The organism is Saccharibacillus sacchari (assembly GCF_037722395.1).
Lineage (GTDB): Bacteria > Bacillota > Bacilli > Paenibacillales > Paenibacillaceae > Saccharibacillus > Saccharibacillus sacchari_A.
In genome coordinates, this window is sequence record NZ_JBBKAR010000018.1 from 86,995 (window position 1) to 105,420 (window position 18,426).

The window sequence follows — 18,426 nt, forward strand, 5'->3', positions numbered from 1 at the left end:
CGAAAAAAAGAATATTACCGCTGGAATTTTTGGCTATTGAATGTTGCTGCCGCAACGTTGATTGCTTTATTGAGTTTTCAAACGCTACTTAAATACGTATTTTTCTTTCATGTCATATTCGGCATTGTCGCCTGCATCCGTATCTCTATGCATTACCGAACCAGGCAAAGACGAACTTTGAATCGGGAGCGAATGCTTCTGAACGCAGCTATTTTTGTGTCTTTTGTACCGTTCCTTTTAAGTTATTTGTTATTAAGGTTCTGGTTTTTGCCGGAATTCCGATATTATTCCATCTATATGATGATCGCTCTTCCGATCGTGGTCGGTTATATCCTGATTAAGCGAAGCGGGCTTCAGACCCGGCATAATTACATGCTTATTTTGCGACTAGCGTCTATTGCTCTGGCAGGGACGATGTTGTTTGTCGGTTTTTCTTATTATGTCATCGAATTGACTTTGTTCGATTCTTTGCTCCTTCTGCTTGTAGGTTCCGTAACCATGTATGCTTATCTGGCTGCACAAAAAGCGATATCAAAGCGTCAACTGCAAACGATAAGCCGGGCCAAAGAGAATATGGAAAAAGAACGTCTCGATATTTTGCAAAAAGTTACGTACGACCATTATCTGACGGCGCTCAGTGGGTTGATCAAGCAGTTGATCGACAAAACGCTGCCGCTGGACGGAACGCTCATTATTTGGAAGGAAGAAGACCGCAGTTACATTCTGGAACAAAGCGGCATTTTCGAAGACTTTTCGCTTGATCAACTGAATCAGGGACAATTGCACGAACACATCGAAAACGTGACGATCGACGGAGAACTGTATTTTGCTTTTCCGCTACTCTACAGGAAAGCACTTAACGGATGGATGATCGTCGGGCACAAATCGTCCGGCGGCAAGTTTACGGTGCAGGAAGTCGAGACGCTATCGCTACTGGCGGATACGGTTTGCGAGATTTTCAAAACGACCGAAATCTTGCAGGAAAACCAGCGACGTTACGTTTACCTGCCAAGCTTGCGCTATGAGGATTACCAGAACGTTTACGTGACTCGCAGTACGGAGAAAATTCGCAAAGAGATCGCCCTGTACCTGCATGACGATATCCTGCAATCGATTTTGGCCGTGCGCCATATGTGCGAAGCGATCAGCGGCGTCGATCCGGAAATCCGAGCGCTCATCATCGATACGCTTGACGAGTTGAACGGCTCGATTCGCGACAAGATGTTCGACGTGTATCCGACGACGCTCCAAGATCTGGGCTTGTACCAGAGCTTAAGCATTTTATGCCGAAAACTTCAAGAAGAAGCTGTCGGGCAGCCTGATCTTAAAATCAGACTGGATGCCGAGATTGATCTTGAGGTGGAAGAAGAACTGGAGTATACCGTTTTCCGTACCGTCAAAGAATTGCTCCAAAATGCCGTCAAGCACGCCGAAGCCAACCAAATTGTCGTCTCGCTGGAAATATCGGAAGAAGGCGTACTGTTGGGCGACATTATCGATGACGGAAAAGGCTTCGATATCGAACGTCAGTTAAGCGCGCCCGTCGAAGGCAACCATGTGGGGCTTCTTTCCGTAAAGCAGGAAATGAACGCACTGGGCGGAGAGTTGACGATTAGGCACAATGCCGATGCCGGCATGCATATTCATTTCAAAATTCCGCTTGAGAGGATGGGGGAATAACATGCATTTGATTATGGTTGACGATCATAAACTGTTTGCCAAAAGTCTGGAGATTTCTTTAAAAGAACGCGTGGATAAATTCGAGGTATTGACTTCGCCGGAAGGATTGTCGAAGCTATTATCGCAAAAAATGCCGGACGTGTTGATGCTGGATATTCACATGGGTGACCATAACGGACTCGAAGTGGCACAGGAGGTGCTTCAGGAGTACCCGGACCTCAAGATTGTGTTCCTGTCGGGATACGACTTGCTCGAATATCATAACCGGGCGATCGAGATCGGAGCAAAAGGCTTCATTAACAAAAATATCTCGATTCACGATCTGATCGATCAGGTGGAACGCGTCATTCGCGGAGGCATGATCTTCCCTCGCAGCGCTTCCGATTCCGAAGTCGTACCGCTGACATCAAGAGAAAAAGAAGTGCTGCAACTCATGGCCGAAGGACTGCGACAGCAGGACGTAGCCGATAAGCTGTTCATCAGCAGGCGTACGGTCAATAACCATATCCAGATGATCAACGAAAAGTTTCAGGTAAACTCCACCGTATCCGCAATCGTCAAAGGCATCGAGCTAGGCATAATCAGCGTCAATTACCGTACATAGTAGCTTGACCAACCTTAGTCATAGGTTTACGTTCGACTGAAAAGCACACGCTTTAGGTGCTTCTCCGTCGGAGACTTCGTGCACGGTTAAGGTACGAAATCTCAGCCGGGCGTAAACTCACATTTAACTTAGTCCAGCTAATAGTAGCTTGCCTTTAGTGTCGACCAAACTAATATTTTCTTTTTAGATCGAAAGCCGTTCCCCATCCTCCACCTTCGATCATAATCAAGCCCTTCGCCCGAACAGGCTTGAAGCGCCAAGAAACCCCAACGTAGCTGGAAGCGAGAAGACGGAGAGAGAAATTCAGTGAAATACAGGATTTCGAAGAAAACCTGCGGTAACACCCATCAAGTGTTGGACTTTGAACTTGGAAAACCACATCTTAAATTCCAATCCCGTTTTCCAAGTGAGACAGCGAATTGAACTGAATTTCTCTCGCAGTCTTCTCGCTTCCCCCGCCCGCGTAACTTTCCCGGCAATTCAAAGCCCGTTCCCGCAACGGGCTTTTTTATTATTCGATTTTATTCAAATTTGCACAAAATACTCGTTTTCGAATCCGAACCCTGTCGTACACTAGGTTCAACAAAGCACAGGAGGTCATCACACATGAACAACGAAATTTGGAAATACATACAAGAACTGAAGAACGGAAATCTGCAACTGGCCGACTTGAATGGTTGCTTATCAGGGAATACCAACTATTTACTTAAAGAAGTTTTTAACGACAAAAATAAAAAAACAAATATCTGGAACAGCATGGATCAACGCTTAGTAGATTGGTAAAGGATCTTCTGCATATCACAAGGCAAATAAAACACGGCTGATGTCTTATTCCAAACAAGGAGTCCCCTCATGAAAATAAACGAAAATTTCGTCGTAGAGACGATGGGCGATAACCGTTACTTCTTCTCGAATCGGGAAAACGGAAAAGGGTATTACATCACCGGTCGGCTGGAGTTGGACGAAGCGATGCTTCTCAAAAAACAGCCGCCTTCGCTGGTCAAGATCGGTTATCTGGTTCCCGCGGATCACCAGGTCCGCGACAGGAACCGCATCAACGACATCCTGAATTTCAAACAAGAAACCAACGCCGGGAAGCTGCTCGGATGGATGGTTGCCGGCATTATATTATCTTTTTTCAGTATCATATTTCTATCATTAAATCATAAAGAGATATTCGCGACCGAGCTGAATACGATGTCCGGCATTCAAGGCGCAATCCTTTTCTTCATCGGAATCCTGTTCGTCCATGAAGTATTCCATATCATCGCGGCGAGGATGCAGCAGATCGAGGTTATCAAAGTAGGCTTCCGCTTAAAATACTACTTCTTCCCGATTGCTTATGTGCGTATCCTGGCGACGGGACACAACCTGAAACGAGCAAATGTAGCGCTAGCGGGCAATCTGGCGGACGTGCTGCTGGCAAATGCGTACATGCTGCTGTTCCTGAACTTCCAGGAGCCGATCTACGCAATCGCGTTCAGCTTGCAGCTGACGATGCTGTTCTTCAACTACAATCTGCTGCTGCCGACCGATTTCACGATCTTCCTGCTCTCGCTCATCAAAAAGCCGGACTTCCGGGCCAACGCGATCGCTTACACCAAGTTCAAGCTGAAAGTCAGCAAGAAGATCAAGGAAAGCCTTCTGCAAGCAGGCCGGGGCGTTCGCTTCGCTTATCTGGCTTACGGCCTCGTCTTTTACGGATTTCTCGCAACTTTGATGGTCACGTTCGCAATCAATATTTATCACATACTACGTGGATGAGGAGGAACACCCATGCAGGCGGAAATTTTATTCAAAAGAGAGTCGTTGTTTCCGTTCGATAAGATCGAGCTGCTGAAAAGCGAAAAGCTGGGCAGTCTCCGATCGATCATCCATACGGAAAACGAATTGTCGGAGCTGCGAAGGACGATCGAGGAGCAGATCAAATTCGCCAAACAGCGATTGTACGCGGAAGGTCGGCAAGCGGAGCTTAAGCTGCTAATGCGATTGAAAGGCGGCAAGCTGCTGGTCAACGAAAAGAAACGCTCCGATCTCAGGCAGTATCCCGCTTTGCAAGACACGGTTGCGCTATTGGACGAATACGCCTTGAAAGCCGAAGCGCTGGTAAGCCTGCGACGCGAGATCGAAGAAGAATTCAGGCGCCCCGACCCGATGGACACCTTTTTCGAGAACGAGTTTTTCCGGGAAGCGCTCAAGTATACCAATGCCGACTTTTACGAACAGGGATTAGGCAAAAAAAGCAAAAACGGAGGCAGCGAACGCACCAAACGCTCGCGTCTGGAAACCCGGTACAACTACGTGCAACGGGCCACGGTCAAAACGAGTCCGCTTAGCCACTTCGGCGTGACGACTTACCGGGATGCGAAGTCCGCGGAAGTCGCGAAATACGGATTGAACACGCTGATCAAAACGCTGCTGCTGCAAGCCGTGTCCATGGACGAAAACCGGCGTCATCGTTTGACCTATACGTTCTCGCCGATCGTGCGGGATGCCGACGACCGCGTCATAGGCCTGTATTTCGAAAAACAGATGCTGCATCGCGATTTCGGCTGGCTGTTGAAACAAGAAGACATTTTGCATCAAAAAGTGTATGTGGCGCTCAACGAAAACATGCAGGAGGGTTCGGCGCAGTTGAGCTATGCGGAATTGGAGCGGTTGGTCGGCGAGGAAAAGCGGATCGATATCGACAGCTTGATCGCCAACAATATCGCGGTTCCGGCTTACGGCCTGTACCTGAACGACGATGCCTTGTTCTTGGGTCTGGTCGAAGAATTGTTCGGAACGTCCTGGCGCGATCGATTTCAATCGGCCGCATCAGGTACGCTGAAGCGCAATGATCCGGGAAGCGAGCTGATCGGCTATATCGCGGACAAGCTCGCAAGCAAGTATCCGGTCGATCTGCCTGCCATGCTGAACAAGATGCCGCTTTTCTACCATAACGTGATCCGGCGCGAAGATTTCGATTTCCCCGTGATCCCGGCGGATCGACAGAAAAAATTGTTGTCGGAATTCCTTTCGGTCAACGAACAAGGAAGAAGCATCCGCAATTATATTCAAACTCATCATGCGCGGTTCGCGGGCAGCAATCTGCTGGAGATCATTTGCATGGTGAAGCAGGATTTGCTTGACCGATCGTTCGATCATACCGCTTACCAATACCCGTCCGTACCGGATCAGAAAAAAAACATGCTGCTCTTTTTCCAACTCGACCAAGCTTCCAATCTGGTGCTGAACAATATCGCTTCCGGCTCGGGACATCTGATCGCCCGGGATGCCGACGCTTTCTCCCCGGAGCTCGCGGAGCAGTATCGCAACCACTGCCGGCGTATCTTCACCCGACCGTACCCGGTGTACGAAGTGGTGATCGACGAAGAAATCTCGAACAAGATCGACGTCGGCAAAAGCAATCTGCCCCAGGTCAAATGGCCGGCCGATTTCGCCCGAATCCGGACCGCGCTGACCGAAGACGGCGAACTGTGCTTCGAATATCGGGGAGAGCGCGTCAACCTGACGTATCAAGGAACCGTTCCTTTCCACTTGTTCCAAGGAGCCAAGCGCATCCTGATGGACCTGATTCATCCGTGGAAGGTCGAATACGCGAAGATCAAAAGCTACAACGTCCCGTTCCGGCCGGAATACGAACTGAAGCTGGACCAGCTTGAGATCGGCGAAGAACGTCCGAGCGACGCCGCTTTTGCGGAAAAACTGACGCGATTGTTCGAGCAAGGCGGTTATCCGTTCGACTTTTTTATCAAAGAAAAAAAAGAAGGATTCGCGCTGCCGGGCAAACCGGTGTGGATGTCGCTGCATTCGCCGGTATCGATCAAGTTGCTGCGCAAGATGTTGGAAGAAGGCAAGACATTCGGCGTGACGGGCGTTTTCCCCAATGCGCAAGCTTACGGCGAAAACGGCCGCTGCGTCGAATACGGGCAATTTATCGTTGAAGGTGATGAACATGTGGTATAGCTTTCATATTTACGGGATCAGCCCCGAGCAATTTTTGGATACATTGAACCGCAACCGTCTCGACCGCAAATCCTTTTTTATCAACTATATCGACTATAACGGCTTTCATGTCCGGCTTCGCTTGTTCTTGAGCGACGCGGAAGAGAAACGGGAGTACCTGAATCTGCTCAGGGACTTGTTCGCAGGCTGCAAAGTCGTCGAAAAGATCTACGATCCGGAGTACAACGTGTACGGCGATTCGCTGGAATTGTACGAAGAATATTCGGTGGCGCTGTCCGCTTATCTGGTGGAGCACGGCCGCGTGGACCGGATGACGATGCTGCTGACCGCTCGCAAACTGCTGCATGCGTTCGACCGTATGGACGTGCGCTATCTGAAATTCCATGTGGCTTGGTGGGAAAACGGAACCGGAGGACGCCTGATCAGCCGGATTCAAGCCTCGCCGCAAACGGACATCCGGGATCAAACGCTCGACGCCAAGCTCGAACGTTTGATCGAGAAGTTCGTCGCCCCGGGGATTCCCGCCATGCCCGATACGGTAAAAGACCGGCTATGCTTCCAATTCATTCATATGACGCTCAATAAAATGAACTGCACGATCGCGGAAGAAGCGGCGATTATCAAATGGTTTTTGAAAATGAAGGAGGAGAGTCCCCATGAAGTCCCTGGATCATTATTTCTTTAAAACCTACGAATGTTTCCCGGCCAAAGGCATTCAAAATACCCGGATCTACATTTCGCGCATCGGACGCACTTCCTCTGTCGTTTCCGAACGGGAACTGTACGGCGCAGGCACCGGAGATACGGTCGAACAAGCAAGTTTCCTGTCCAAAATGGAAGCGATCGAACGGCTGTGCAACAGCCGGACCGTAGCGCCGAGCCTGATCGGCAGCCTGGAAGACTTGAAAGACCAAGCGATCGATCTCGCGCTATTCCCGCAGTTGAGCGATTCGGAAAACAGCTTCAATAAAAATTACCGTCAAAAAGGCGTGATGCGTTGGGTGAAATCGATCAACCTGACGCAGCGCAAGCCGGTCTATATCCCGGAAGAGCACGTCACGTTGTTCACCAAAAAGAAATACGACGGCGAAGGCACGACCAACCCGATCTCCACCGGCTGCGCGATCCATACGAACTTTTCGGACGCGATCCTCAACGGTATTTACGAAGTGGTGGAACGGGACGCGATCGCGCTCACCTGGCTGCTGAAGCTTCCGCTCAAAGAGATCGACGCGAAAGCAAACGGACTCGATGTCGACGTCTTCGACAGCGACTTTCTTGGAACCGTCCGGTTGTACGATGCCAGCACCGTGGAAGGCGTGAAGACATTCTGCCTGCGAGCGACGACCCGGCATAACCGCGAGATCAAAAACGTGCTGATGTTCTCGACGCATATCGATTCGGGAAAAGCGATCAGCAAGTTGAAAAAAGAGCTGCTGTCGGTCATCTTCAGCCTTTCCGAAAGCGTCGGACGCAACCGCAATATTATCGAAGAAGACGTGCAGGAGTTTTACCGGGTCGATCAGGGCGCTTTGTACATGGCCCATGAGGACCACGCCGACCACTTCGACTTCCTCGACGATAACGGCGAAGCGCCGCTCGATCCCGGAACCGTCGGTTTGGGCAAGCAGGAAGAACTGGATTTCCTCGTCGAGGCGCTGCGAGCGGTCGGCCATGAGATTTACGTGACGGACATGACCAACCGCGAATGCCATGAAAACGATCTGCGCGCGGTCAAAGTGACCATTCCGACGCTGCAACCGATCTCGTTCGTGCACCGTTCCCGCTATCTGGACAGCCGACGCATCCAGGGCTACGCCGAACGTCAATACGGAAGCTTCGATTTCTCCATGATTAACGACAAGCCTTTGGCCTTTTCTTAATAAACTTATACCGAAAGGAGAATCTTTATGAAAAAAATCGCCGTGACCGGCATCGGGAACGCACGAAGAAAAATCGCCGAGTCCTTAAGCGCGAAAGGGGCTTTCCCGGTCGACTATCCGCTGCATGAACGCCCCGACGCCGATCTGCTGCTGGTCGTCTACGACGGTCTGTATATCGATCATTTTCTGGAGCAGAGCTTCGACTTCGAAGGCGAGATCGTCCCGGTCTTTTTCGATACCGACAAAGTGCTCGTGTTCGGCTCCCTCAAACCCTCCTACGGGCCTGGGGAAGTCTGCACCTCCTGCATGATCCAGCGTCACAAAGAGATGCAGGGCTACAACGAAATGTATGATGCCGTGTACGGCTACTGCGGCTTCGAGAAGATCGATTCCGTCCTCGACGAGGAGATTGAAATCTTCGCGGTCAAGCTGCTGGACAATCTCCGCTCGGGCAAGTTCCGCAATCAGGAGACGGTCTATCTGCTTAGCGATTCGTTCTTCGTGCCCAAGCAGCGCGCCGGCTATACCGGTTGCCCGAAATGCGATTTCAGACTGTACGAGTCCAACGAACTTGAGCTGCTGCTTAGCGCGAAAGGAGGGGCATAAGCCATGATGTTCAACGATCCGATGGTGAAATTCCCCAAATACCCGTTCCTGCTGCCGGGGCTGAAATTTATCCGCGGCAACGGCTTTACGATATACGGTTCGCCGGGCGGCGTGTTCAAGCTCAACGGAAGCGCGGTCGGCGATCTGCTGCAAAGACTGTATCCGCTGCTGTCTAGCCGAAAAAACACGTTTGAGCAACTGGTTGCCGCAAGCGGGCTGGAAGCCGAACGCGTTATGCGGGTACTGGAAATCCTGTTCGCGAAAGGGTGCCTGATCGATTACGTCGATTATGAACCGCTCAGCCACTTGGAAAAATATTTCGTCAAAAACATGTCCAAAAACAAAAACTACAACAGCGTAGAAGACCTGCATCAGTTGCTAAGCGAAAAGCGCGTCTGCGTGTTGGCCTCCGGCGAATCGCCTTTGGCCGAAGAAGTTCGCCGCCGCCTGACGCACAGCGGAATCACGCCGATCGCAAAAAGCGAGCTGAGCGGCAAAGACCTGGTCGTCTACGTGACGTCCGACGATTGGGAACCGCAGCTCGACGAAGTCCTGCCGACGAACGACGTTTTGTTGTTCTCGCATTCGCGGCAAGCGCTCCAGATCGGCCCGCTGCTCGGACGAAAAGCCGTCCATAAAGAACGCTACTTGGCGGAAAAGCTGAAGAATCCGCCGCTCGAAGCGCGCGAAGCCGGATATGACGAAGCGTTCGGCCGGATCATATTCCTGCACACGCTCAAAGAATATTTCAAGTTCGGCGAACGACTGCTGCTCAAAAACTACATCGAAGTCAGCGCGGACTTGTCCGAATCGAATGTGGTCTCGATCTCTTACGGCCATTATCTCGGCGAAGACTCGCTGATCGGCGCTTACGAAGACCGCGTCGGATTCCCGGCGACCAAATACTTGAACAAAACGTCGCATCTGGCGCATTACAAAGCGTCTAACGCCAAGCTGACGATCGGTGACGGACGTTCCTTCCTTTGGAAAAAGACCGACGGCGCCAACCTCGATCCCAAAATCACGGAGTTGGCGAACTATCTGGTCGGCTATAAGCAAAAAGAAGGCCCGATGCCCAAAAAGATGTGTCCGACAGGCGGCAATATCAATTCCAATCTGCTGTATATCGTCAATATGAATCCCGCGTATTTGGAAGGCGAAGGCTTATACTTTTACTCCAATCTGGACGGCAGCTTCTATATGATCGACCGGCTGGACCGGGAGCGGCTACAAGCGGCATTCGGTGGAGAGATCGAAAACAAAGGATCGGGCGTTCTGGTCGTACCGGCCAGCGACGTGGACATGATCGGCAGCAAATACAACGACTTTTCGTTCAAAGTGGCGAACCTGAATCTCGGCGTGCTGCTGTCGCAGTTCGCGACCGCCGCCCAAGTGACCGGCGTCCGTTATAACGTCGTGACCCGTTTCGACGAGAAAAAGCTGCTGGAACTGTTCGGCATCAAAACGACGCACGAACTCATCAATTACGTAATCGAGGTGGTGTAACCATGCTGGGCAGAATGATCGACGAGACAAGCAATATCATCGGGGCGGACGGCTACCTGCCGGGACTGCGCCTGAACGAGCTTCCGGACGTGCTGTTCCCGTTTCGCGAAGAAGACATCGCAGCCCGTGAGTCGTTCCGTTACTTCGACCGCAACAAAGCGCATCTGACACTAGCGGATTTGCAACAATTCGCGTCCTACTTCGACAAACTGAGAACCGGCATGGACATCTCGGAAGAAGCTTTGTCCTTGCATGTGATCGACAACGTCGGCGTGGTAAATCCTGCGTCCGAAGCGCCGGTCGCTTACCGCTACGGCGGAGGGAATTTCCAAGCGAGAGCGCTGAACGAACCGATCGGCCGCGAATCGCTGTACATCCAGGAAGAAATGCACGATGCCGGAGCCGTCCTGTTCTTCGTCTGGAAGCTGAACTTTTTCAAAGAACAAGAAATGCGCGACCGGTACTACCGGGACCTGATGATCCTTAGCGGATTTTTCGGCCATCAATGTTCGCTTCTGGCGTCCAATCGCGGCATCAAAGGAACGGTGTTCGCAGGATTGTCGCCGATCGAATTTTATTCCGTGTTCCAGGGCAGCGAAGACGAGATTCCGATTTTCGCATTTGCGATCGAATAAAGGAGGCGAAAGACATGGAACTGAACGTCACGAAAATAAGCAAACGGTACGGCGAGAAAAACGTTCTCCAAGATGTGTCCCTGAATTTCAAAAGCGGCAACACGTATCTGATCCTCGGTAAAAACGGTGCGGGCAAAAGTACCTTCATCAACATTTTGGCCGGCAACATCAAAAGCGACGAAGGCGTGGTCGTGCTGCTGGACGGCGGCGAGAAGCGTGAGTTGCAACCGAACGCGATCTTCCAATACCAGAGCTTCAACAGCTTCCGTTTTTTAAAAGTCAAAGAGGTGCTGTCCTTCTTCGCCATGACGACGTCCAACGCGCAGGAAGATCCCAAGCTGTACGAACTGCTGTCGCTGGACCGTATCAAAAACCAACTGATCGAGAACCTGTCGGGCGGGGAACGCAAAGCCGTATCGCTGTACCTGACCTTCCTGCTCAATAAGTCGGTCGTGGTGCTGGACGAACCGTTCGCCGAGCTGGATATCGAAAAGAAATTCCTGCTCGAACGCCATCTCAAAGAAAAGATTGCCGCGCAAAACCTGCTCGCGATCATCATCAGCCACGAGATTTCCGGCTATCAGGAATTGTTCACCGACGTGGTCATTCTCGACGAAGGCAAAGTGCTTGAAACCGGCGAAACTGCTTATCTGCTGGACAAATACAAAAATTCCCCGTTCCAAGGCTTGGAAGGCGTTTTCTACAGCCTGACGGGAAAATACATCGAGGTGAGCTAAATGGTAATGAACATCGCGAGATTCTATCTGCTGGAGCAGTGGCGCAACAAGTGGACGGTAATCGGCAATATCATGGCTCCAATGATCTTTCTGGTCTTCGCGCTCGTGCTGCGCAACACCATCGAAAACAAAGAAACGGCCGACCTGATCATCAAATCGCAGTTCATGCCGTTCTCGATCCTGATTCTGATCTTCAGCCTGGCGCTGTCGCTGAACGTGCTGCTGCTCTCGGAAAAGAAAGAAGACGGCACGTTCCTGCTGCTCAAGCGGACGGACCTCAAGCTGAACAATTACTTTATGGGCGTCGCCGTAGGCATCTTCATCATCTTCAACATTTTCTTGGTATTCTTCATGGCCTGCTACGACCTGCTCGTCGGCATCGACCTGAACTCGCTGATCATGATCTGGGCATTCTCCAACGTCACGCTGCTCTGCTTGTATCCGGCAAGTTACGTCCTGGCTTCGTTTTTCAAAAAAAGCAAAAAGGTCGTCGCGTTCCTGACGCCGATCACGCTGCTGCTCATGTTCAGTATCACGATGCCGTCGATGCTCGCCATGACGCAGGGGCAAAATCCGCAAATGTATTACAAGTTCCTGTTCTGGAATCCCATGATGATCATGAACGACATCACGCTGTTCGAGCTCGATATGATCGGAAGCACCTGGCTGCCGACTTACCAGTACCTGCTGATCCTGGTTGGCCTGTGCGCGGTGCTGTGGTTCGCCGCCCTCAAAACGTTCAAGATCGCCGATGCGAACGAACGCGCTTGATCGCCGCTCGCACGGCGGAAGCGTTCGGGCCGTATCCGCCAAGCATCGAAGGTCGGCGAGGCCGCCTTAGCGGGGAGAGATCCACGAGTAGACCTTTTCTCCGCAAGGCAGGCAATAACCGGAATTTGACCTAAATCAACTCCCAAACCCTATTCAAGAAAGAAGGTATCCGTCATGGAAAAGAATATGTTGGAGCAAGTCGAGTTTTTGGAAGCCATGGACGAAGTGTTCGTGGAAGAGCAGTTGGAAATGAACGAAGTAGCCGGTTCGCTGGGCACGCTATCGTCTACGTCGTCGGGTTCCTGCCCGGGATCATCGGTAGGCACGCTGACCACAGCTTCGAGTTTCGGCTAAGCCGAACGCGGCAATCAACGAAATGAACTCGGCAACATCCAAATCAATTAACTATTCATTAGGAGGAATTACACATGGAAAAGCAAGAACTGAACTTGATCGCGGACGGGGACGACATTTTCGTCGAGGAGCAAATCGAAATGAACGAAGTAGCGGGCACATGGGCATCGGCAGGTTGCTTCGGCAGCGCATCGACGATCGGCTCCTGCGCGTCCTCCAGTTCGTCGGCAAGCTCTGCTTCATCGTTCGGTTAAGCTCGAATGGCGGAAGTTTGCAAGTCAAATGATAGTACATTAAACTATATAAAGGGAGCGAATTAAATATGAACAAACATTTCGAAGAGGAACTCAAACATAATGATTTGGACTTTTACATCGAAGAACAAGTAGATTTGAACGAAATGGCGGGCTTTACGACAGCTTCCAGCGCGTCGACCAGTGCTTCGTTCGCTACTGCGGGCTCCTGCGCTTCTTCCGTATCGTCGGCGGCTTCTTTCTCTTCCGCAGGGGGCTAACCGAAAATAGCTTTTCCAATCATTTAGAAGGAGTGGTACTTATGCAAACCTGTTCAAACTGTGGCGGCACCGAGTTCAAGGAAGCGATTCAACACATGCAGGTCAAAGACGCCGAAAAAAGCAAAATGGCGCTCACCGGCTCGGAAGTGCTGCTGACTTTCTGCGTAAGTTGCGGAACGGTCTCGAATATTCGTTTGACGAATCCGAGCCTGAAGTAGACGTATACGAGTTATGATCCGAACGGCCTTCCCGGCATCGATGCCGGGGAGGCCGTTTTATTTTTTCGCCGACCGCAAATCGGATATACTGAAGCTATTCGCATGATCCCAATCCTAACGACCGAAAGGGGAAACCATATGCAATACATACCGAACGCCGTCGATAAACTTCGAATCATGACGCAGCCGCAAATGTTGGAGACGAGCGGGGAAAGCTTGAAGCTGCATACGTTGCCGGACACCGACTTTTGGCTGAAAACGCACTACGGCTTCGAACGCTACAACGGGCATGTGCTGTACGACGAGATCGCCGGAGACTTCGAAGCCGTGACCGAACTGGAGATGGACCCTCGCTATACGTTCGATCAAGCCGGACTGTTCGTTGAAGTGAATGGCGACAACTGGTTGAAGACGTCCGTGGAATACATTCCGAACGCGCCGTCGCATCTGGGAGCCGTAGTCACGCGGGACGGCTATTCGGACTGGTCGACGCGCAACGCCGCAGCCGATCTGTTCAAGCAGCGCCTGCAATTCAAGATCGTGCGCGAAGGAAACGATTTTCTGATTTACGCGCGGGCGGTAGGCGAAGAATGGGAGCAGCTTCGGATCGCCCATTTGCGCTGCCCGGACGGTCAAGCGCTCAAGGTTGGTCTTTATGCGGCAAGTCCGGGGACGGAAGGCGGTTTCGAGGCGACGTTCCATAGTTTCGAGGTCAAAGAGCATACGCGAAAGACGGGTGACCTGGCTTGATCGAAGAGATCGGTATGGGCGGTCGTATTCAATTGAAGAAAACATGGACGGCGGACGACCTGCGCAACCTTGCCGCGGAGCCGGAGCTGCGTATCGTGCAGTATAGCGAAGCCGAGGTTCCGGGGACCCGGATGCTGCATCTGCTTAATGAAGAGTTGTTTGCCGCACGTCCGGATGTGACGCTGCGGATTTACGGGTTTCACCTGCAAAGCGCCGATCTGTCCGTTTTGACCCAATTGCCTCAGGTGGAACGGTTATCGGTCGATTGTTCCACGCGCGCGCAGGGATGGGAACATCTCGGCAGTCTTTCGAAGTTGCGGGAGCTGGAACTGGATGTTTTTGACATAGGCTCTTTCGATGCGCTTTACGGAGTGACGAGTGATTTGATGCAAATCCGACTAGGCAAAACCCGTTCCAAAAAGCCTGATTTGTCGGTGCTCCGGCGGTTTGGCAGACTGGAGAAGCTTGCGATTGACGGCCATAAAAAGGGGATTGAGAGTATTCGGGAGCTTCATTTTCTTCAAGAACTGCATGTGCACGGCATTCCGTTGGAAGAGTTAGGGTTTTTGGGCGAGCTGCCGAAGCTGACGTCTTTGTCGATCGGTCAGGGGAAAGTGGAGAGTCTGGATTGGTTAAGCGGATTGCCGGGATTGAAAAAGCTCAGAATCAGGTCAGCCAAAAAGCTTGCGGAATTGAACGTGCTTGCGGATCTGACAAAGCTTGAGCGGTTTGAGCTTGTCGACCAGCCGCTATTGAAAACACTGCCCGATCTGCAAAATCTTCTGGCGCTCCAATCGGTCGTTTGCAACAATGTGGGACTGGAAGATCTGGATTGGATAGTGACGGCTCCGCAGTTGAAACGCTTGGCTTTCCGGGATGTGAAGACATTGGAGCCGAAAGCGTTCGAACGATTGATTGCAGCACGTCGCCCCGATAAATTGTCTGTTGCGATGGCGAAAGGCGGTAAACATAAAGCGGTACAGGCCATTTTGGAGCGTGAAGGTTTGTATGAGCGATCGGCTTGGTGGATTAGCTCCGGATTTTGAAGGGAAACGGTTAAAGCCGCAGAATATGTGATTGGAAGAAAGGTTACGAAGGAGGAAGGATCAATGCTTACGGATGAGTGGATTCGGGAGACGAGCCTGGCGCTGCCGGGAACCGAAGCTTTTTTTAAAGAAGAATGGGGCAGTCTGCTCTATCGGGTTGGCGGTAAATACTTCGGGATGCGGGGGCAGAACAGCGAAGGGCGGGAGATTTTGACGCTGAAGTGCGACCCTCGGTTGGCGGAAGAGTATCGGGAGCGCTATACGCAGATCGTTCCGGGCTACTATTCGAACAAATCCCACTGGAACAGTATCTTGCTTGAAGAAGAAGGATTGGACGCCGAGTTCGTCGCAGGCATGATTCGTCACTCTTATGAGTTGGTGCGGCGCGGATTACCCAAGAAAGTCCGGGACGAATTGCCGCCGTTAACATAATGGAATCAACATTTTGTTTCGAATTTTGCATGAATGTTGTTAAGAAAAAAAGACGACAAGCAGGTCAATCTCGGATAAAACGTTTTTTTATTGGCGGATTTTTGGATAATTAACGAACGTTTAAATAAAACCCTCTTTTAATCATTCGTTTTTTTGTTGACAAGATTTTGTTGCTGTCCTAGAATGTAACCTGTGAAGCCGACCGGTACTTTATTAATGTTCAAGGTACTCGCAAGGCGGATAAGGTAATCGACAATTGAAATAGTGTTCGTATAATTCCGGGGATAGGCTCGGAAGTCTCTACGTGATCACCGAAATGATCTCTCTACGAAACGGGAAAAAGCGACCTTGCGGCCATGACGTTCCATCGTCCGGCGCAACGTTCCGCGTTTTCTCAGTTCTAAGGAGTACCGGGGGCGATCGAACCCGGTCTCTTTTGTCGTTCCACAAGGTCTGACGTATTCATATTCAGAGGGGGCAAACGGGCAACATGGGTAACATGGAAAAGTTCTTTAAACTTAAAGAACACGGCACGACATTCAGAACGGAAATCATTGCCGGTCTGACTACTTTTATCACAATGGCCTATATCCTGATCGTGAACATTTCGTTCCTCGGTCCGGACGGCGCGGGCATCCCGGCTTCCGGCGTGTTCTTCGCAACAGCGGTAGGCGCGGGCCTCGTAACGATCCTGATGGGTCTGTTCGCCAACATTCCGGTCGCACTGGCTCCGGGTATGGGTCTTAACGCGTATTTCATGACCGTTGTTTTGGGTTCGAACGGCGCGATCACATGGCAGGCCGCACTCGGCGCGGTCTTCATTTCCGGTATCATTTTCATCATTTTGACCGTAACCAAGGTTAGACAAATGTTAATTGTGGCGGTGCCGTCCTCAATCAAGGCGGCAATCACCGTAGGTATCGGCTTATTCGTTACCATCATCGGGATGAAGCTTGGAAATATCATTTCCGCTTCTGCAACGGTTACGGGGATCACCGACGTTGCGCAGCTACAAGCTCCGGTAACGGTGTTGGGTTCCAACTTCCAGCTTGCGCTCGGCGACTTCATGCATCAGAAAGATACGTTGCTTTCCCTGATCGGGATCTTCATTATCGGCATTCTGATGGTGATGCGCGTTCGTGGAGCACTGCTGATTGGGATCGTATTGATTACGCTGATCGGTATTCCTATGGGCGTAACCAATCTGAGCGGCCTGTCCACGGGAAACTGGTTGCCTTCGTTCGGCGATCTGGCTGTAGGCCAATTGGACATTATGGGCGCATTGCAACTCGGCCTGTTCGAGATCGTGTTCGTTTTCACCTTCGTTGAATTGTTCGATACTTTCGGTACGCTGGTCGGTACAGCTGAACGCGCCGGACTGATGAAGAACAAAGAAGACGGCGAGAAAAAGATCGGAAAAGCAATGCTGGTCGACGCAGTCGGCGTCAGCACAGGCGCGGTTCTGGGTACAAGCACAATCACTTCTTATGTAGAAAGCACGGCAGGCATCGCAGAAGGTGGACGTACGGGTCTGACTTCCGTGACGACAGGGGTACTGTTCTTGCTCGCCATGTTCATTGCGCCGCTGGCACTGGTCGTACCTTCGGCAGCGACCGCTCCGGCACTGATCATGGTCGGCGTTCTGATGATCTCGCAAGTTCGCAGCATCGAATGGGACGATATGATGCACGCCATTCCTGCTTTCCTGACGATCATCTTCATGCCTTTCACAAACGGTATCGCAAACGGTATCTCGATCGGCATTCTGTCTTACGTGGTATTGGGCGGAGTGAGCAGCTTGTTCACAAGCCGCAAAGTGAAGATCCACTGGCTGATGTGGGTACTGGCCGTTCTGGTACTCGCACGCTACGTATTCCTCGGCGGAGAATAATCGTACCTTGGGATCACCCAGCAACTTATAAAAAGAGAGCCTTATTATAGAGAGAAAACATCAAAAGGGAAAACGATCGGATTAAACAGCTTGTCTCAAACTTGAGACAAGCTGTTTTTACGTTTCCCCGTTCCTTGTCTTCATATAGTAGATATGCGTTGAAATAGGTGGGGAGTTCGCCTATAAGACAGCTTTAGGCTTTTGCGCTTACTTATGAAGTGAACGATTATATAAGGTCATCAAAAGACGCTTAGATCCCGTATATAAAGAAACTTAATCAATGTTATAAAACGTTTGAATAAAAAGCTTGCTTTGCTTTAAAGCGCGTGCTATAGTCTAGGAACGGCCTTGAGAGAGCGCCGGTGCGGTTCGAACAAGTGAGCGGGTCGAAATGAAGTCGGAAATTAAGCTTCGCAAGAAGCTGAAAAAAAAGATTTCAAAAAAGACTTGCAAAACGGAAACGAACATGCTAATATATAAGAGTTGCTGCTGCGAGCGAAACACTGAGCGGCAGAAGCGAGAAACACAGTTTGCTCCTTGAAAACTGAACAGTAAGTGAGTCGCGATGATGAAGATCATCGTGAGAATAAAGGTTCTTGAGTAATCAAGAATCGCCACGTTTTAAACGAGCACATGGTGCTTTCTTTTAAAGCGAAGACCGAAGTGATCGCTTCGTCGATTGCTCTTGCCTGAAGGGGTTAGGCAATCGAGTCGCGGTTGCGAAAGTATTCGCAACTTTAATGGAGAGTTTGATCCTGGCTCAGGACGAACGCTGGCGGCATGCCTAATACATGCAAGTCGAGCGGAGTTGATGAGAAGCTTGCTTCTCT

The 18,426-nt window shown here is 50.9% G+C and carries 20 protein-coding genes, 1 rRNA gene and 1 riboswitch; all 21 genes read left to right on the forward strand.

Annotation, left to right across the window (positions count from 1 at the left end; genetic code table 11):
• Nucleotides 1-267: 267 nt before the first annotated feature.
• Nucleotides 268-1,680: a sensor histidine kinase gene (locus tag WKI47_RS06160; RefSeq protein WP_340226294.1), complete on the forward strand. Its 1,413-nt coding sequence runs from the start codon at nucleotides 268-270 to the stop codon at nucleotides 1,678-1,680.
• Nucleotide 1,681: 1 nt separating this feature from the next.
• Complete coding sequence (locus WKI47_RS06165; RefSeq protein WP_340226295.1) at nucleotides 1,682-2,284, forward strand: response regulator transcription factor; 603 nt, start codon at nucleotides 1,682-1,684, stop codon at nucleotides 2,282-2,284.
• Nucleotides 2,285-2,890: 606 nt separating this feature from the next.
• Complete coding sequence (locus WKI47_RS06170) at nucleotides 2,891-3,067, forward strand: hypothetical protein (protein ID WP_340226296.1); 177 nt, start codon at nucleotides 2,891-2,893, stop codon at nucleotides 3,065-3,067.
• 69 nt (nucleotides 3,068-3,136) lie between these two features.
• Nucleotides 3,137-4,048 carry a site-2 protease family protein gene (locus WKI47_RS06175; RefSeq protein WP_340226297.1) on the forward strand — a complete coding sequence of 304 codons (912 nt, stop codon included), beginning with the start codon at nucleotides 3,137-3,139 and terminating at the stop codon, nucleotides 4,046-4,048.
• 12 nt (nucleotides 4,049-4,060) lie between these two features.
• Nucleotides 4,061-6,253 carry a hypothetical protein gene (locus tag WKI47_RS06180; protein ID WP_340226298.1) on the forward strand — a complete coding sequence of 731 codons (2,193 nt, stop codon included), beginning with the start codon at nucleotides 4,061-4,063 and terminating at the stop codon, nucleotides 6,251-6,253.
• The gene (locus WKI47_RS06185; RefSeq protein ID WP_340226299.1) at nucleotides 6,243-6,938 is read left to right on the forward strand and encodes a lantibiotic dehydratase C-terminal domain-containing protein; all 696 of its coding nucleotides are present in this window, start codon (nucleotides 6,243-6,245) and stop codon (nucleotides 6,936-6,938) included. The genes WKI47_RS06180 and WKI47_RS06185 overlap by 11 nt, the downstream gene beginning before the upstream one ends.
• A complete protein-coding gene (locus WKI47_RS06190) occupies nucleotides 6,910-8,136 on the forward strand; it encodes a YcaO-like family protein (RefSeq protein WP_340226300.1) in 1,227 nt (408 codons plus the stop codon). The genes WKI47_RS06185 and WKI47_RS06190 overlap by 29 nt, the downstream gene beginning before the upstream one ends.
• A 27-nt stretch (nucleotides 8,137-8,163) precedes the next feature.
• Entirely contained in the window at nucleotides 8,164-8,742 is a 579-nt protein-coding gene (locus WKI47_RS06195) for a hypothetical protein (RefSeq protein WP_340226301.1), read from the forward strand.
• A 3-nt stretch (nucleotides 8,743-8,745) separates the two neighbouring features.
• Entirely contained in the window at nucleotides 8,746-10,248 is a 1,503-nt protein-coding gene (locus tag WKI47_RS06200; protein ID WP_340226302.1) for a hypothetical protein, read from the forward strand.
• Between the two features lie 2 nt (nucleotides 10,249-10,250).
• Nucleotides 10,251-10,883 carry a hypothetical protein gene (locus tag WKI47_RS06205; RefSeq protein ID WP_340226303.1) on the forward strand — a complete coding sequence of 211 codons (633 nt, stop codon included), beginning with the start codon at nucleotides 10,251-10,253 and terminating at the stop codon, nucleotides 10,881-10,883.
• 14 nt (nucleotides 10,884-10,897) lie between these two features.
• Nucleotides 10,898-11,620, forward strand: coding sequence for an ABC transporter ATP-binding protein (locus WKI47_RS06210; RefSeq protein ID WP_340226304.1), 723 nt, complete (start codon nucleotides 10,898-10,900; stop codon nucleotides 11,618-11,620).
• A gap of 6 nt (nucleotides 11,621-11,626) precedes the next feature.
• The gene (locus tag WKI47_RS06215; RefSeq protein ID WP_340226305.1) at nucleotides 11,627-12,391 is read left to right on the forward strand and encodes an ABC transporter permease; all 765 of its coding nucleotides are present in this window, start codon (nucleotides 11,627-11,629) and stop codon (nucleotides 12,389-12,391) included.
• A 174-nt stretch (nucleotides 12,392-12,565) separates the two neighbouring features.
• Entirely contained in the window at nucleotides 12,566-12,745 is a 180-nt protein-coding gene (locus WKI47_RS06220; protein WP_340226306.1) for a thiocillin family RiPP, read from the forward strand.
• Between the two features lie 74 nt (nucleotides 12,746-12,819).
• A complete protein-coding gene (locus WKI47_RS06225) occupies nucleotides 12,820-12,999 on the forward strand; it encodes a thiocillin family RiPP (RefSeq protein WP_340226307.1) in 180 nt (59 codons plus the stop codon).
• A gap of 68 nt (nucleotides 13,000-13,067) precedes the next feature.
• Entirely contained in the window at nucleotides 13,068-13,259 is a 192-nt protein-coding gene (locus WKI47_RS06230; protein ID WP_340226308.1) for a thiocillin family RiPP, read from the forward strand.
• A gap of 41 nt (nucleotides 13,260-13,300) precedes the next feature.
• Complete coding sequence (locus WKI47_RS06235; protein ID WP_340226309.1) at nucleotides 13,301-13,477, forward strand: hypothetical protein; 177 nt, start codon at nucleotides 13,301-13,303, stop codon at nucleotides 13,475-13,477.
• Nucleotides 13,478-13,615: 138 nt separating this feature from the next.
• Nucleotides 13,616-14,227: a DUF1349 domain-containing protein gene (locus WKI47_RS06240; RefSeq protein WP_340226310.1), complete on the forward strand. Its 612-nt coding sequence runs from the start codon at nucleotides 13,616-13,618 to the stop codon at nucleotides 14,225-14,227.
• On the forward strand, nucleotides 14,224-15,273 hold the full coding sequence (locus WKI47_RS06245; protein WP_340226311.1) for a hypothetical protein: 1,050 nt from the start codon (nucleotides 14,224-14,226) through the stop codon (nucleotides 15,271-15,273). Before WKI47_RS06240 ends, WKI47_RS06245 begins: the two co-directional genes overlap by 4 nt.
• 63 nt (nucleotides 15,274-15,336) lie before the next feature.
• Nucleotides 15,337-15,705: an MmcQ/YjbR family DNA-binding protein gene (locus WKI47_RS06250; RefSeq protein ID WP_340226312.1), complete on the forward strand. Its 369-nt coding sequence runs from the start codon at nucleotides 15,337-15,339 to the stop codon at nucleotides 15,703-15,705.
• 248 nt (nucleotides 15,706-15,953) lie between these two features.
• A riboswitch (purine riboswitch) is annotated at nucleotides 15,954-16,053 on the forward strand.
• Nucleotides 16,054-16,204: 151 nt separating this feature from the next.
• Complete coding sequence (locus WKI47_RS06255) at nucleotides 16,205-17,596, forward strand: NCS2 family permease (protein WP_340226316.1); 1,392 nt, start codon at nucleotides 16,205-16,207, stop codon at nucleotides 17,594-17,596.
• A 737-nt stretch (nucleotides 17,597-18,333) separates the two neighbouring features.
• Nucleotides 18,334-18,426 (forward strand): 16S ribosomal RNA (locus WKI47_RS06260); the annotation flags it as partial.

Excerpts from the sequence above, each read along its gene's own strand:
- WKI47_RS06200 (WP_340226302.1), top strand. The coding sequence starts at position 8,746 with ATGATGTTCAACGATCCGATGGTGAAATTCCCCAAATACCCGTTCCTG.
- WKI47_RS06180 (WP_340226298.1), top strand. The coding sequence starts at position 4,061 with ATGCAGGCGGAAATTTTATTCAAAAGAGAGTCGTTGTTTCCGTTCGAT.
- WKI47_RS06255 (WP_340226316.1), top strand. The coding sequence starts at position 16,205 with ATGGAAAAGTTCTTTAAACTTAAAGAACACGGCACGACATTCAGAACG.
- WKI47_RS06215 (WP_340226305.1), top strand. The coding sequence starts at position 11,627 with ATGAACATCGCGAGATTCTATCTGCTGGAGCAGTGGCGCAACAAGTGG.
- WKI47_RS06190 (WP_340226300.1), top strand. The coding sequence starts at position 6,910 with ATGAAGTCCCTGGATCATTATTTCTTTAAAACCTACGAATGTTTCCCG.
- WKI47_RS06175 (WP_340226297.1), top strand. The coding sequence starts at position 3,137 with ATGAAAATAAACGAAAATTTCGTCGTAGAGACGATGGGCGATAACCGT.
- WKI47_RS06170 (WP_340226296.1), top strand. The coding sequence starts at position 2,891 with ATGAACAACGAAATTTGGAAATACATACAAGAACTGAAGAACGGAAAT.
- WKI47_RS06235 (WP_340226309.1), top strand. The coding sequence starts at position 13,301 with ATGCAAACCTGTTCAAACTGTGGCGGCACCGAGTTCAAGGAAGCGATT.
- WKI47_RS06165 (WP_340226295.1), top strand. The coding sequence starts at position 1,682 with ATGCATTTGATTATGGTTGACGATCATAAACTGTTTGCCAAAAGTCTG.
- WKI47_RS06250 (WP_340226312.1), top strand. The coding sequence starts at position 15,337 with ATGCTTACGGATGAGTGGATTCGGGAGACGAGCCTGGCGCTGCCGGGA.
- WKI47_RS06230 (WP_340226308.1), top strand. The coding sequence starts at position 13,068 with ATGAACAAACATTTCGAAGAGGAACTCAAACATAATGATTTGGACTTT.
- WKI47_RS06220 (WP_340226306.1), top strand. The coding sequence starts at position 12,566 with ATGGAAAAGAATATGTTGGAGCAAGTCGAGTTTTTGGAAGCCATGGAC.
- WKI47_RS06195 (WP_340226301.1), top strand. The coding sequence starts at position 8,164 with ATGAAAAAAATCGCCGTGACCGGCATCGGGAACGCACGAAGAAAAATC.
- WKI47_RS06225 (WP_340226307.1), top strand. The coding sequence starts at position 12,820 with ATGGAAAAGCAAGAACTGAACTTGATCGCGGACGGGGACGACATTTTC.
- WKI47_RS06185 (WP_340226299.1), top strand. The coding sequence starts at position 6,243 with ATGTGGTATAGCTTTCATATTTACGGGATCAGCCCCGAGCAATTTTTG.
- WKI47_RS06205 (WP_340226303.1), top strand. The coding sequence starts at position 10,251 with ATGCTGGGCAGAATGATCGACGAGACAAGCAATATCATCGGGGCGGAC.
- WKI47_RS06210 (WP_340226304.1), top strand. The coding sequence starts at position 10,898 with ATGGAACTGAACGTCACGAAAATAAGCAAACGGTACGGCGAGAAAAAC.
- WKI47_RS06240 (WP_340226310.1), top strand. The coding sequence starts at position 13,616 with ATGCAATACATACCGAACGCCGTCGATAAACTTCGAATCATGACGCAG.